This window comes from Alphaproteobacteria bacterium, assembly GCA_019635875.1.
Taxonomy (GTDB): Bacteria; Pseudomonadota; Alphaproteobacteria; order Reyranellales; family Reyranellaceae; genus JAFAZJ01.
Genome location: JAHBYP010000005.1, coordinates 327,853 through 340,461, shown reverse-complemented (window position 1 = coordinate 340,461; position 12,609 = coordinate 327,853). Strand labels below are relative to the sequence as shown.

12 protein-coding genes and 1 tRNA gene are annotated in these 12,609 nt (G+C 68.4%); 11 read left to right on the top strand and 2 right to left on the bottom strand.

Annotated features, from left to right (window positions below; translation table 11 throughout):
- Position 1: 1 nt before the first annotated feature.
- From KF889_19695 to KF889_19675, 5 genes are read left to right on the top strand one after another with little or no spacing between them, the layout of a single operon-like run.
- Positions 2 to 1,027 carry a c-type cytochrome gene (locus tag KF889_19695; protein ID MBX3501670.1) on the top strand — a complete coding sequence of 342 codons (1,026 nt, stop codon included), beginning with the start codon at positions 2 to 4 and terminating at the stop codon, positions 1,025 to 1,027.
- The gene (locus KF889_19690) at positions 1,024 to 1,998 is read left to right on the top strand and encodes a c-type cytochrome (protein MBX3501669.1); all 975 of its coding nucleotides are present in this window, start codon (positions 1,024 to 1,026) and stop codon (positions 1,996 to 1,998) included. The genes KF889_19695 and KF889_19690 overlap by 4 nt, the downstream gene beginning before the upstream one ends.
- 7 nt (positions 1,999 to 2,005) lie before the next feature.
- A complete protein-coding gene (locus KF889_19685) occupies positions 2,006 to 3,058 on the top strand; it encodes a sodium:calcium antiporter (protein MBX3501668.1) in 1,053 nt (350 codons plus the stop codon).
- Positions 3,055 to 5,601 (top strand): cytochrome c oxidase subunit I, encoded by a 2,547-nt coding sequence (gene ctaD, locus KF889_19680; protein ID MBX3501667.1) that lies wholly within the window; start codon positions 3,055 to 3,057, stop codon positions 5,599 to 5,601. The genes KF889_19685 and ctaD overlap by 4 nt, the downstream gene beginning before the upstream one ends.
- On the top strand, positions 5,601 to 5,936 hold the full coding sequence (locus tag KF889_19675; protein ID MBX3501666.1) for a hypothetical protein: 336 nt from the start codon (positions 5,601 to 5,603) through the stop codon (positions 5,934 to 5,936). Before ctaD ends, KF889_19675 begins: the two co-directional genes overlap by 1 nt.
- A gap of 100 nt (positions 5,937 to 6,036) precedes the next feature.
- Here KF889_19675 and KF889_19670 read toward each other — a convergent pair.
- Together KF889_19670 and KF889_19665 are read right to left on the bottom strand one after the other, a co-directional pair.
- Positions 6,037 to 6,110: transfer RNA gene (locus KF889_19670), tRNA-Gln, on the bottom strand.
- A gap of 83 nt (positions 6,111 to 6,193) precedes the next feature.
- On the bottom strand, positions 6,194 to 7,144 hold the full coding sequence (locus KF889_19665; GenBank protein ID MBX3501665.1) for a helix-turn-helix domain-containing protein: 951 nt from the start codon (positions 7,142 to 7,144) through the stop codon (positions 6,194 to 6,196).
- A 156-nt stretch (positions 7,145 to 7,300) separates the two neighbouring features.
- Between KF889_19665 and KF889_19660 the strand changes: the two genes are divergently transcribed.
- From KF889_19660 to KF889_19635, 6 genes are all read left to right on the top strand, one after another.
- Entirely contained in the window at positions 7,301 to 8,491 is a 1,191-nt protein-coding gene (locus KF889_19660) for an amino acid ABC transporter substrate-binding protein (protein MBX3501664.1), read from the top strand.
- A gap of 132 nt (positions 8,492 to 8,623) precedes the next feature.
- Positions 8,624 to 9,493 carry a branched-chain amino acid ABC transporter permease gene (locus KF889_19655; protein MBX3501663.1) on the top strand — a complete coding sequence of 290 codons (870 nt, stop codon included), beginning with the start codon at positions 8,624 to 8,626 and terminating at the stop codon, positions 9,491 to 9,493.
- A complete protein-coding gene (locus KF889_19650; GenBank protein MBX3501662.1) occupies positions 9,490 to 10,386 on the top strand; it encodes a branched-chain amino acid ABC transporter permease in 897 nt (298 codons plus the stop codon). The genes KF889_19655 and KF889_19650 overlap by 4 nt, the downstream gene beginning before the upstream one ends.
- Positions 10,383 to 11,114: an ABC transporter ATP-binding protein gene (locus KF889_19645; GenBank protein MBX3501661.1), complete on the top strand. Its 732-nt coding sequence runs from the start codon at positions 10,383 to 10,385 to the stop codon at positions 11,112 to 11,114. Before KF889_19650 ends, KF889_19645 begins: the two co-directional genes overlap by 4 nt.
- Positions 11,107 to 11,820: an ABC transporter ATP-binding protein gene (locus KF889_19640; protein MBX3501660.1), complete on the top strand. Its 714-nt coding sequence runs from the start codon at positions 11,107 to 11,109 to the stop codon at positions 11,818 to 11,820. The genes KF889_19645 and KF889_19640 overlap by 8 nt, the downstream gene beginning before the upstream one ends.
- Positions 11,820 to 12,584 carry an SDR family oxidoreductase gene (locus tag KF889_19635; GenBank protein MBX3501659.1) on the top strand — a complete coding sequence of 255 codons (765 nt, stop codon included), beginning with the start codon at positions 11,820 to 11,822 and terminating at the stop codon, positions 12,582 to 12,584. The genes KF889_19640 and KF889_19635 overlap by 1 nt, the downstream gene beginning before the upstream one ends.
- Positions 12,585 to 12,609: the final 25 nt, after the last annotated feature.

Here is a 12,609-nt window from a genome sequence, read left to right as displayed (position 1 = left end):
GTTGCTCGGTGTTTCCTTGCGGAAGGTCCTGGTTGGCACCGCCTCGATGGTGCTTGCGCTTGCGGCGGTAGCACTGTTTGTGCTGTCGAGCATCTATGTCCACGTCCAGAGCCTCGATGTCGGCGAGCCGCCGCCTCAGCCGCCCGATGCGGTGCGGCTGGGCGCCGCCCACTACGAGCTGGGCTGCGCCGCCTGCCACGGGGCGCCCGGCCGTCCGGCGAGCGCGCTTCAGGGGGCGATGCGACCCTCGCCACCGTCCTTCGCCGAAGCCGCCTCGCTGTGGTCGCCCCGGCATCTCTTCTTGGTCGTCCTGAACGGACGGAAAAACACCGGCATGCCGGCATGGATCGCCCGGCGCCGCGAGGACGAAGTCTGGCCCGTGGTGGCTTTCCTGGGTCGCATCCCCGAGCTCGACGCGACCAGCTATCGCAAGCTCGCCGGGATCGAAGTGGGGCGGCCGACCTCCGGCCTGCAGACGGGCGCGTCGCGGGAACGGTTGAACATCTGCGCGCGCTGTCACGGGTTGCCCGGCGCACCGCCGCCGATCGACATCGTCCCGCAGCTCAGCGGACAAAGCCGCGACTACCTCCTGCGTTCCTTGCGCGACTACGCCGAAGGGAGGCGGCCCAGCGGTTACATGCAGCTCGTCGCCACGTGGCTCGACGACAAGGAATTGGAGTCGCTGGCGAGCGCATATGCCGGAGCGCCGGCGCCGTCTGGAGATGAACCGGGTATCGATACCGCACTTCTGGACCGTGGCGAGGCGATCGCGCGCGGGGGCGTGCCGGCGAAGGGCGTGCCGGCCTGCCTCGCCTGCCATGTCGACGCACGCAATCCCGCGTTCCCGGAGATCCTCGGCCTGTCGCGGCGATACATCGGGCAGCAGATCCGGCTTTTCCAGGCGGGCCATCGCCAGGCCACGACGTACGGGCCGATCATGCAGGCGGCGACGGCGAGACTCGGCGACGAGGAAATCGAGGCCGTCGCCGCCTATCTCGCCCGACAGCAGCCGCGGGCGACGCCATGAAGCGCATCGTGCTCCTTCTGGCGCTGCATCCGCTGTTGTTCGGCTGTTCTGGGGAGCAATCGGCGCTTTCGACCAGCGGCGAGGAGGCGAGCGAGGTCGCACGCCTGTTCTGGGTCATGACCGCCTTTCTTGGCATGGTTCTCGTCGGCGTCGTCGTCGCCATGGGCGGTGCGATCGGCGGAGGCCGCCGTCTGCGGTCGCTGCTTTCCGCCGAGCGCTTCGTCGTCGCGGCCGGCGTAGTGTTTCCCAGCGCCTCGCTGCTGGTGTTGCTGGCCTACGGGTTGGCGGCCATGGCCACCCGGACCACGCCGCGCGTGGAAGACGCCGCGTTGCAGGCCACCGTCGTCGGCGAGCAGTGGTGGTGGCGCGTCACCTATCACTTGCCGGACGGTACCGATCTGGAAAGCGCCAACGAGCTCGTCATTCCGGCCGGCGAGCGGGTCGCGTTGACGCTGCGGACGGCCGACGTGATTCATAGCTTCTGGGTGCCCAACCTCGCCGGCAAGGTCGACATGATACCGGGCCGCTCGAACCGGCTGGTGCTGCACGCCACCAAGGCCGGCATCAGCCGCGGCCAGTGCGCGGAATACTGCGGTGGCGCGCACGCGTTGATGTCCTTCCATGTCGTCGCCCGAGAGCGACCGGACTTCGCCGAATGGCTGCGCGCCGAGCAGCGGCCGGCCGTTCGCACCGATGGCGAAGGGGCTAGGCTGTTTGTCGCTTCGGGCTGCGGTGCCTGCCATCGCATCCGGGGTTTGCCGTCGGCCGACGGCAGAGTCGGTCCGGATCTCACCCATGTCGGAAGCCGCCAGTCGCTCGCGGCCGCAGCGCTGCGCAACGATCCAGAGGCCTTCGCGCTCTGGATCCGCGACAGCGGCCACATCAAGCCGGGCAGCCGCATGCCGCCCTACCGCATGTTGACCGATCGGGAACTGGCGGTGCTCGCCGCCTACCTTGATGGACTCGAATGAGGGCCACATGATCGACTTCGCTTCGCTTGGCCTCGTGGCCAACCTGGGCATTTTCGCGCTGGCGGCGGCGATCGTGTGGGTGGCGGGCGTGCGCATCACACGTTACGCCAACGTCATCAGCGTGCGAACCGGCATCGGCCAGGCCGTTGTCGGCATGCTGCTGCTGGGTGGCGTGACGTCGTTGCCGGAGGTCGCGGTGGCAGTATCGGCGGCCGCGCAGGGAGATGGGGCGCTTGCGGTGAACATGGGCTTGGGCGGTATCGCCATGCAGGTGGCCATCCTCGCCGTGGCTGACTTGATGATCGGCAAGAAGGCGCTGACAGCTGTGGTGCCCAATCCGATCGTCTTCCTTCAGGGCGCCTTCAAGGTTTTCCTTCTGTCCGTCGCGGCCGCCGCCATCATCGTCGGCGATGTGGCGGTTCTCGGCGTCGGCCTGTGGATGTGGCTGTTGTTCTTCCTTTTCCTGTTCGCGATTTGGACGCTGGCGAAAACCAAGGGACGCCGTCCGTGGCGCGTCGTGGACGACGAGGACCTGGAGGAGCAGGAAAAGCGGAAGGCCAGGGACGAAGCGAAGTCCGATGAGTCCCGGGATCTGCGGTCCACGATCATCGGCGCCGCGATCGCGGCAACCGCGATCATCGCCGCGGGCTACGTGCTTTCCCGCACCGGCGATGCCATCGCCGAGCAGACAGGCCTGGGCGAAAGCTTCGTGGGAGCGGTCCTCGTCGCCATTGCGACCTCCCTGCCCGAGGTCAGCACCGTGGTGACGGCGGCGCGCGCCGGTCTCTATACCATGGCGGTGTCCGACGTTTTCGGCACTAACCTGATCAACGTGGCCTTGTTGCCCTTGGTCGACGCCGTCGCGGCGGGCGAGCCGGTGCTCAACAGCGCCGGCCGCTTCTCGGCCTTTGCCGCCATCATCGGCATTATCACCACCATGATTTTCGTTGCTGGCGTCGCCGAGCGCCGCGATCGCACGGTAATGCGCATGGGCATAGATTCCGCCGCCGTCCTGGTGACGTACCTCGCCGGACTCGTCGTCCTCTACTTCCTGCGATGAGCTCGATGCCCGAGCCCGCCCGCCCCATCAACCCGACCCCGCGGCCGGCCGGCGAGGAGGACGAGCTGCTGCGCATCTGGGCGACACCGAAGGGGTGGCGTCTGCCTAGTGCGGTCAACAACACGGTGGTCGGCCTGATCTACCTCGGGGCGGCGCTGCTGTTCTTCGTCCTTGCCGGCATCCTGGCGCTGCTGATGCGGGTGCAGCTCGCGCAGCCGGACGGCCGCTTCGTCGGCCAGGAACTCTACAATCAGATGTTTACCGTGCACGGCACGACGATGATGTTTCTCTTCGCCGTCCCGGCGATGGAGGCGCTGGGAGTCATGCTGCTGCCGCAGATGCTGGCGGCGCGCGACCTGCCCTTTCCGAGGCTCAGCGCCTTCGCCATCTGGGCCTACATCATCGGTGGGTTGGTCTTCTTCTCCACCATCCTGTACGACCTGGCGCCCGCCGGCGGCTGGTTCATGTATCCGCCGCTCACGCTGACCGAGTATCAGCCCGGCGACAACGCGGATTTCTGGCTGCTGGGTATCGGCTTCATCGAAATCTCGGCCATCGCCGGCGCCATCGAGATCGTCATCGGCGTACTGCGCACGCGCCCGCCCGGCATGACGCTGTCGAAGATGCCGATCTTCGCCTGGTCGATGCTGATCTTCGCCGCGATGATCATCTTCGCCTTCCCGGCGGTCATCCTCGCCACGATGCTGCTCGAGATCGAGCGCGCGTTCGGCTGGCCGTTCTTCACCGCGGCGCACGGCGGCGACCCCCTGCTGTGGCAGCATCTCTTCTGGTTCTTCGGCCATCCCGAGGTCTACATCATCTTCCTGCCCGCGGCGGGCCTTGTATCGATGATGGTGCCGACCTTCGCGCGCACGCCCCTGGTCGGCTATCGCCTGATCGTCGTGGCGCTGATCGCCACCGGCTTCTTCAGCTTTGGCCTGTGGGTGCACCACATGTTCACCACCGGCATTCCCGGCCTCAGCCTCGCATTCTTCTCCGCCGCCAGCATGGCCGTCGCCATCCCGTCGGGCATCCAGGTCTTCTCCTGGATCGCCACGATGGCGGCCGGCCGTCGGCGGTGGCAGATAAACACGCCGTCGCTCTTCATCCTGGGCTTCATGTTCATCTTCGTCCTGGGCGGTCTGACCGGCGTGATGGTGGCGATGGTGCCCTTCGACCTGCAGGTGCACGACACCTATTTCGTGGTCGCCCATTTCCACTACGTGCTGGTGGGCGGCATGGTCTTCCCGCTGTTCGCCACCTTCTACTACTGGGCGCCGATGGTGAGCCGCAGGCGATTGTCCGAGCGGCTGGGCCGCTGGTCGTTCGGCCTCATGTTCGTGGGCTTCAACGTCGCGTTCTTCCCCATGCACATCACAGGTCTCGCCGGCATGCCGCGGCGGGTCTGGACCTATCCGGGTGGCCTTGGATGGGACGATCTCAACCTTGTTTCGACGCTCGGTGCTTTCGTGCTGGCGGGCGGCGTGCTGGTCTTTCTTGTCGATCTCGCCCTCAATTTCCGCATATCCCGACGCGGCGCGGGCAATCCCTGGAAGGCAGGAACGCTCGAATGGCTGCCCAGCGATGTCTACTCGACGCGCAGCATCCCCCACGTCACCACCCGGGATCCGCTGTGGGATCAGCCCGGGCTTTCGGACGAGGTCGCCGCGGGCGCCCACTACCTTCCCAACGCGCCGACCGGCGGCCGCGAGACGCTGGTGACGTCGGCCGTCGAGGCAAAACCGCAATACGTGCTGCAGATGCCAGGCGCCGGCTGGCCGCAGGTGTTGGCGGCCGCGTTCACGGCGGCTTGCTTCCTGCTGCTCACCGTCAAGGTGGTCATCCCGGCGATCGTCGCGGCCCTGCTCGCGATCGCGTCGGCGGTGATCTGGCTCTGGCCGCTCGATCCCGGTCCGGCAAAGGGCCGGGTCGACGTCGGCGCGAACCTCCGTCTGCCGACCTACATGACCGGACCTCAATCGCATGGCTGGTGGGCGATGGTTGTGCTGATGCTGGTCGCAGGCTCGCTCTATCTGTCGTATCTCTTTTCCTATCTCTATCTCTGGACAGTCTCGCCCGAGGTCTGGCCTCCACACGGCTCGCCGGCGCTTCCCGAGCTTGGTCGGCCCCTGCTGTCGGCATCGCTTTGCGCCCTCGCCGCGTCGGCGTTCCGCGTCGGCGACCGTTTGTTGCCGGCCCCCGGTACGCCGGCGATCCTGCCGACGATCACGGGTGTCCTGCTGGGCTGTGGCGCGCTGGCGGCGGCCGTGATCATGGAGATCGCCGGCCATTGGCAGGCCGGTCTACGGCCGGACGCGACGGCTTATGGCGCGATGGTCTATCTGGCGGGTCTGCTGGCCGCTCAGGTTGTCGTTGCCGTGGTACTCATGGGGCTGTTCACCGTCGCGCGGCTGCTCGCCGGCCGCACGGATCGCGAGCGTCGCAACAGCTTCGATCACACCGCCTTGCTCGGATACTACGCGGCGGCGCAAACGCTGGTCGGCCTCGTGCTGGTGCACGGGTTCCCGAGGCTCGTGCACTGATGGGCAAGTTCATCGGCATTCTGTTTGGGCCGCTGGTGTGGTTTGCCCATCTGGCGGTTCTCTATGGTTCGCATGCGAGCGTCTGTGCAATGACGGGACGCGCCGGCGTGCCGCCCGGCACGCTCGTGGCCGGGCTCGGGCTGGCGACGGCGCTTGCGCTCCTTCTCGCCTCGCTGCCACTGGCGTTTCCGACGCGCTTCGCCGCGATGTTTCTCATTGCGCCCTCGGCACAGGAGAGACGGTTCATGCTGTCGCTGATGCGGTGGCTGGCTGGGCTCTCGGTGTTCGCAGTAATCGCCAACGGCCTTGCCGTGCTGCTCGTGCCGCCATGCTGATGCAATCGGCGGAAGGGATGAGGCTGTGATCTGCGGCGCCCATTGCGCCGCGGGCCTTCTGCCTCCCTATAAGGTCCTGAAAACACTCACTTTATGGAAATGGCTGGGGGACCAGGATTCGAACCTAGACTAACCGGGTCAGAGCCGGTTGTTCTACCGTTAAACTATCCCCCAGCAGGGGCCATCGGCCGGGCACGATGTAGCGGCCGGAACGCCGCTTTGCAAGCGCTCGACTATGGCGGATCCGTGGGGCGGATTTAGGGCTCCACGGCGCCGCTGGCCAGCGCGCGGAAGCGGCGCGGCGAGACGCCGAAGGTCGCGCGGAACAGCCGGCTGAAATGCGAGGAGCTGCTGAAGCCCCAGGAGAAGGCGATATCGGTGATGGTGCGGCGGCCGTGGGCGGGATCGGCGAAGTCGTGGCGCACGCATTCGAGCCGCCGGCGCCAGATGTAGCCGTTGAGCGTGTCGGCTTCGCTTTCGAACAGCTTGTGCAGGTAGCGCTTGGAGCAGCCGATGGCGCCGGCGATGCCGTCGAGGCAGAGCGCCGGGTCGCGCAGGTTGGCGGCGATGAAGGCGATCACCTGCCGCCTGAGCGTCTCGGCCAGGGAGCGGTCGCGCGGCTGGACATCGAGCTCGCGCGCGGCGCGCGCCACCAGATCGGCCAGCGACTCGCCGAGATCGTCGTCCGGCGCCGTCGCCGTCTGGGCCTCAACCAGCAGGTTGAAGGCGGCGCGGCCGGCGCTGGTGTCGCGGCTGAAGCGGCGCACCACGACACGGCCGGGATCGACCCCGATGCGCGTGAGCCGGTCGCGCGGCAGGAAGATCGCCGCCTGGCGGATGCTCTCGACGTTCGACACGCTGTAGGGCTGGGTGGCGTCGTAGATGCTCCATTCGCCCGGCGTCAGCACCACGCGGCGCCCGGCCTGCTCGAAACGGGCGACGCCCTGCAGCTGGGCCAGCACCTTCACATAGGCCTGGTCGTCGCGCCTGATGGTGCGCGGCGTGCGCACCACGCGGTGGCGGCTGACGGCGATCTCGAAGATCTTGACCTCGCGGTGCTCGGCGAGCGTCAGGCGGCCGTCGAAATGCGGGTCGCCGAAGGTGTCGGCCTCAAGCTCGCCGATATGCCGGCGCACGAACTCGCCCCACAGGCTGAGGCGATCCGCCGTCGCGACCTCCGGGCCGAATGCGATCGACTGCCCCTGCACCGCCTGCCCTCCCTTTGCCGGGCAGTAGACGCCGCAGTTCGCTCCTAGGCAAGACCGCCGGGCGGCCTGCCGGCTAGACGTGGCGGCAAGGTGGGCTCCGTCCGCGGGGCCGCCGCGACAAGACGGGAGGAACTGATGGGCAGACTGAGCGCGCTGATGACGTCCGCCGTGCTCGGCGCGGCCGCGCTCGCCCTGGCGGGCGGGGCGGCGCTGGCGCAGGACAAGGTCAGGATCGGCTGGGCGATCTCCAAGACCGGGCCGAACGCCGGCGGCGCCAACATCACCCAGATCCCCAACTACCAGCTCTGGGTGAAGGAGGTGAACGACAAGGGCGGCCTGATGCTTGGCGGCAAGCGCGTGCCGATCGAGATCGTCGAGTACGACGACCGCTCCAACTCCGAGGAGGCCGTGCGCGCCGTCGAGCGCCTGGTGACCCAGGACAAGGTCGACCTGCTGTTCCCGCCATGGGGCACGGGGCTCAACCTCGCGGTCGGGCCGGTGTTCAACAAGTACGGCTATCCGCAGCTCGCCTTCACCGCGGTCACCGACCGCGCGCCCGACCTCGGCAAGCGCTGGCCCAACAGCTTCTGGCTGCTGGGCACCAGCGGCATGTATGTCGATGCCCTGGTCGGCCTGCTGACCAAGATGCGCACCGAGGGCAAGATCAACGACAGCATCGCGATGATCTCCATCGCCGACGGGTTCGGCATCGACCTGTCGAAGGCGGCGCGCGAGGGTTTCACCAAGGCCGGCTTCAAGCTCGCCTACGACAAGAGCTATCCGATCGGCACCCAGGATCTCTCGCCGCTGATCGGCGAGGCCGCGCGCTCGGGCGCCGACTCCTTCGTTGCCTTTTCCTATCCGCCCGACACCGTGGCGCTGACCGACCAGGCCAAGATCGCCTCCTTCGCGCCCAAGGTGATGTTCCTCGGCGTCGGCGTCGGCTTCCCGCTGTACCCGGGCCGCTTCGCCGCCAATACCGAGGGCGTGATGTCGCTCGGCGGCTGGTCGAAGGACAACAAGGCCACGGCCGAGTATCGCGACAAGCACAAGGCGATGCACAATCGCGATCCCGACTACTGGGGCAGCCAGGTCGGCTACGCCTCGCTGCAGGCGCTGCAGCAGGCGATCGAGAAGGTCGGCAAGATCGACCGGCCGGCAATCATCAAGGAGCTGCAGACCGGCACCTTCGACACCGTGCTGGGCAAGATCCAGTTCAAGGACAACATGCTGCGCGACGGCTACTGGCTGATCGGCCAGTGGCAGGGCGGCTTCTACACCGGCGTCGCGCCGGCCGGCCGCGCCGGCGCCGCGCCGGTGGTCGTGCCGAAGCCGGCCTGGAAGTAGTTGTTGCGCCGCCCCCTCACCCCCGACCCCTCTCCCGCGAGGGGAGAGGGGAGGAAGACTCGCTCCTCATGTCCCCCTCTCCCCTTGCGGGAGAGGGGCTAGGGGTGAGGGGGCGCTGCTAACATACTCGCCATGTTGGACGCGCTCGTCTCGGGCCTCACGCTCGGCGGCATGTACGCGCTGTTCGCGCTGGGGCTGACGCTCCAGTACGGCGTGGCGCGGATCATGAACCTGTCCTACGGCGAGATCCTGGTCGCCGCCGCCTTCGCCGCCTGGTGGCTGTTCACCGCGCAGGGCGTGGCGCCGCTGCCGGGCCTGCTGCTGGTGATCCCGGCGGCCTTCGCGCTGAGCTGGGTCGTCTATCGCGTGCTGCTGGTGCCGCTGGTCGTCCGCGCGCCCAATCGCGATGCGCTGGAGGTCGACAGCATCCTCGCCACCTTCGGCCTGCTCTTCGTCGTGCAGGGCGTCATGCTGGTGCTCTTCGGCGGCGGCTATTTCAGCTACGCCTTCCTCGCCGTGCCGGTCGACGTGTTCGGCGCCACGGTCGCCGCCAACCGGCTGCTGGCCTTCGCCTTCGCCGCCGTCATCGGCGTCGCGCTCTATGTCGGGCTGACCCGCACGCGCATCGGCACGGCGATCCGCGCGGTCGCCGTCGATCCGGTGGCGGCGCAGCTTGTCGCCATCGACGTGCGCGCCGCGGCGGCCTTCGCCTTCGCCCTGGGCGGCGCGCTGGTCGCCAGCGGCGGCGTGCTGGTGTCGATGTTCCTGACCTTCAACGCCAATCTCGGCGTGGTCTTCACCATGAAGGCGCTGATCGTCGTCATCATGGGCGGCGTCGGCAACATGATGGGCGCGTTGATCGCCGGCCTGATCCTCGGCCTGGTCGAGACCTTCGTCGCCACCTATGTCGATCCCGGCCTGACCCTGGCCGCGACCTACGCGATCTTCCTGCTCACCCTGCTGATCCGTCCGCAGGGCCTGTTCGGCGCGGGCCGGCGATGAAGCCGTGGCACGCGCTCGCCGCGCTCGTCCTGGTCGCGGTTCTCGCCGCCGTGCCGCTGGCCTTCGACGGCTATGGCCTGTCCCTGGCGATCAACCTGATGAGCTATACCGTGCTGGCGACGGCCTGGGCGCTGTTCTCCGGCCCGACGCGCTACGTCTCGCTGGCGACGGTGGCGTTCTTCGGCATCGGCGCCTACGCCGTCGCGGTCTTCGGCGAGCAGCTCGCCTGGCCCCTCGTTCTGCTGATCGCGCTTGGCGTCGGCATCGTGCTGGCGCTGATCGTCGGTCTGTCGACCCTGCGGCTCTCCGGCGTCTACTTCGTGATCTTCACCTTCGGCTTGGCCGAGCTCGTGCGCCAGCTGGTGACTTGGTACGAGGTCAACATCACCCGCACGCTCGGCCGCTACGTCTTCGTCGACATCAGCACGGCACAGATCTACTGGCAGCTCCTGGCGCTGGCGGTGCTGGTCTTCGCCGCCGGCCTGCTGATCCGCCGCTCGCGCCTGGGGCTGGCGCTGCGGGTGATCGGCGACGACGAGACCGTGGCGCGCCATGTCGGCATCGACACCACCATGGCCAAGGTCGCGCTGTTCACCTTGAGCGCCGCCTTCATCACCGTGACCGGCGCGGTCATGGCGCCGCGCTGGACCTATATCGACCCGGCGATCGCCTTCGGTCCGACGGTGTCGTTCCAGGTGCTGATCATGGCGCTGCTCGGCGGCGCGCATCGGCTCTACGGGCCGGTCCTGGGCGTGATTCCGCTGGCCCTGCTGTTCGAGTTCCTGCAGGCCAATTTTCCCAACCACTTCAGCATCCTGGTCGGCATCGCCTTCATGCTGGTGGTCTACGCCGTGCCGCGCGGTGTCGCCGGCCTGATCGAGCGCTGGCGATGAGCGCCTCGATGCTCGCCGTATCGGGCCTCACCCGCCGCTTCGGCGGCCTGCTCGCCGTCGACGGCGTCGGGCTCGACGTGGCGCGCGGCCGGATCCTGGGCCTGCTCGGGCCCAATGGCTCGGGCAAGACCACGGTGCTGAACCTGATCTCCGGCGCGCTGGCGCCCGACGACGGCGCGATCGTGCTCGACGGCGTGCCGATCGCCGGCCTGGCGGCCCATCGCATCGCGCGGCTCGGCGTGGCGCGCACCTTCCAGCTGGTGCGCGTGCTGGGCTCGATGACCTGCCACGAGAATGTGCTGGTCGGCGTCGCCTTCGGCACGACGAATAACTGGGGCAGCGAGGCGCGCCGCGCCGCCGATCGCCTGCTGGCGCGCGTCGGTCTCGAAGGTCGTGGCGACACGCCGACCTCGGCGCTGACCTATATCGACCAGAAGCGGCTCGAGCTGGCGCGCGCCCTGGCGCAGCGGCCGCGCCTGCTGCTGCTCGACGAGTGGCTGGCCGGGCTCAATCCGACCGAGCTGGCCGAGGGCATCGCGCTGGTGCGCTCCTTGCGCGAGGAGGGCATGACCATCCTGATGGTCGAGCACGTGATGGACGCCATCCGTTCGCTCTGCGACCGCTGCGTGGTGATGAATGTCGGGCGCGCCATCGCCGAGGGCACGCCCGACGCCGTGCTTGCCGATCCCGAAGTCGTGCGCGCCTATCTCGGATCGGACGATGCTTGAGGTCGCCCGGCTCACCGTCGCCTATGGCCAGCACGTCGCCGTCGACGACGTGGCGCTGAACGTCGCGGCGCGCGAGATCGTCGTGATCCTGGGCGCCAATGGCAGCGGCAAGACGTCGATGCTCAAGGCGGTGGCCGGGCTGATCGCGGCGCCGGGCGCGCGGCGCGCGCTGGGCGGGCGCGATCTGGCGGCCTTGCGCGCCGACCAGATCGTCGAGGCCGGGTTGGCGCTGGTGCCGGAGGGCCGCGGCATCTTCGGTGAGCTCAGCGTGCGCGAGAACCTGCTGCTCGGTGCCTTCGCCAGGCGGGCGCGGGCAGGGGAGAAGGCCAATCTGGAGCGCGTGCTGATCCTCTTCCCGCGCCTGGCCGAGCGCATGGCGCAGCCGGCGCGCACCATGAGCGGCGGCGAGCAGCAGATGGTGGCGATCGGCCGCGCGCTGATGTCGGCACCCGACATCCTGCTGCTCGACGAGCCGTCGCTCGGCCTCTCGCCGCTGCTCTGCGGCGAGCTGTTCAAGGCGCTGCAGCGGATTCGCGACAGCGGCATCGGCGTGCTGCTGGTCGAGCAGAACGCCAGGCGCAGCCTGGCGATCGCAGATCGCGGCTACCTCATGGCCAATGGCCGCATCGTCGGATCGGGCAGCGCCGCGGCGTTGAGCACCGACCAGGCGGTGCAGCGCGCCTATCTCGGTGTCGGGAGCTTGTGATGGGTCTGCTGGACAACAAGGTCTGCATCGTCACCGGTGCCGCCGGCAGCCTGGGACTGGCCGGCGCCGAGGCGTTCCTGGCCGAGGGCGCGCGCGTGCTGCTGGTCGATCGCGACGAAGCGGCGCTGAGCGACGCGATGTGCCGGCTCGACGCGCATCGCGGCCGCGTTGCCTCGGCCGTCGCCGACGTTGCGGACTCCGCCGCGACCCGCGGCTACGTCGAGGATGCCGTGTCGCGCTGGGGTGGCATCGATGTGCTGTTCAGCAATGCCGGCATCAGTGGCGTGATCCGGCCGGTGACCGAGTATCCCGAGGACGTCTTCGACACGGTGCTGGCGGTCAACCTGCGCGCCTCGTTCCTCGCCTGCAAATACGCCCTGCCGCGCATGAACGACGGCGGCAGCATCGTCATGACCTCGAGCGTCGTGGGCGTCACCAGCGATCCCGGCATCAGCGCCTATGCCGCGTCCAAGCACGGCCTGATCGGCCTGATGCGCACCGTGGCCAAGGAGACCGCACCGCGCCGCATCCGCGTCAACGTCGTGGCGCCGGGGCCGATCGACAACGAGTTTCAGCGCAATGTCGAGCAGGGGCTGAGCGTGGCGCTGGGCCGGGACGCGACGCAGTTCCTCGATTCCCATATCCCGCTGGGCCGCCACGGCCGGGCCGAGGAGGTCGCGCGCCTGGTGCTGTTCCTCGCCTCCGACCTCGGCAGTTTCTCGACCGGCGGCGTCTTCATGGCCGACGGCGGCATGCACGTTTGATGGCTTCCACCTACCTTCCCCCGCT

What these genes read in the sequence shown, in the direction of transcription:
- KF889_19690 (MBX3501669.1), top strand. Translation starts at nt 1,024, where the DNA reads ATGAAGCGCATCGTGCTCCTTCTGGCGCTGCATCCGCTGTTGTTCGGC.
- KF889_19685 (MBX3501668.1), top strand. Translation starts at nt 2,006, where the DNA reads ATGATCGACTTCGCTTCGCTTGGCCTCGTGGCCAACCTGGGCATTTTC.
- ctaD (MBX3501667.1), top strand. Translation starts at nt 3,055, where the DNA reads ATGAGCTCGATGCCCGAGCCCGCCCGCCCCATCAACCCGACCCCGCGG.
- KF889_19675 (MBX3501666.1), top strand. Translation starts at nt 5,601, where the DNA reads ATGGGCAAGTTCATCGGCATTCTGTTTGGGCCGCTGGTGTGGTTTGCC.
- KF889_19660 (MBX3501664.1), top strand. Translation starts at nt 7,301, where the DNA reads ATGACGTCCGCCGTGCTCGGCGCGGCCGCGCTCGCCCTGGCGGGCGGG.
- KF889_19655 (MBX3501663.1), top strand. Translation starts at nt 8,624, where the DNA reads ATGTTGGACGCGCTCGTCTCGGGCCTCACGCTCGGCGGCATGTACGCG.
- KF889_19650 (MBX3501662.1), top strand. Translation starts at nt 9,490, where the DNA reads ATGAAGCCGTGGCACGCGCTCGCCGCGCTCGTCCTGGTCGCGGTTCTC.
- KF889_19645 (MBX3501661.1), top strand. Translation starts at nt 10,383, where the DNA reads ATGAGCGCCTCGATGCTCGCCGTATCGGGCCTCACCCGCCGCTTCGGC.
- KF889_19640 (MBX3501660.1), top strand. Translation starts at nt 11,107, where the DNA reads ATGCTTGAGGTCGCCCGGCTCACCGTCGCCTATGGCCAGCACGTCGCC.
- KF889_19635 (MBX3501659.1), top strand. Translation starts at nt 11,820, where the DNA reads ATGGGTCTGCTGGACAACAAGGTCTGCATCGTCACCGGTGCCGCCGGC.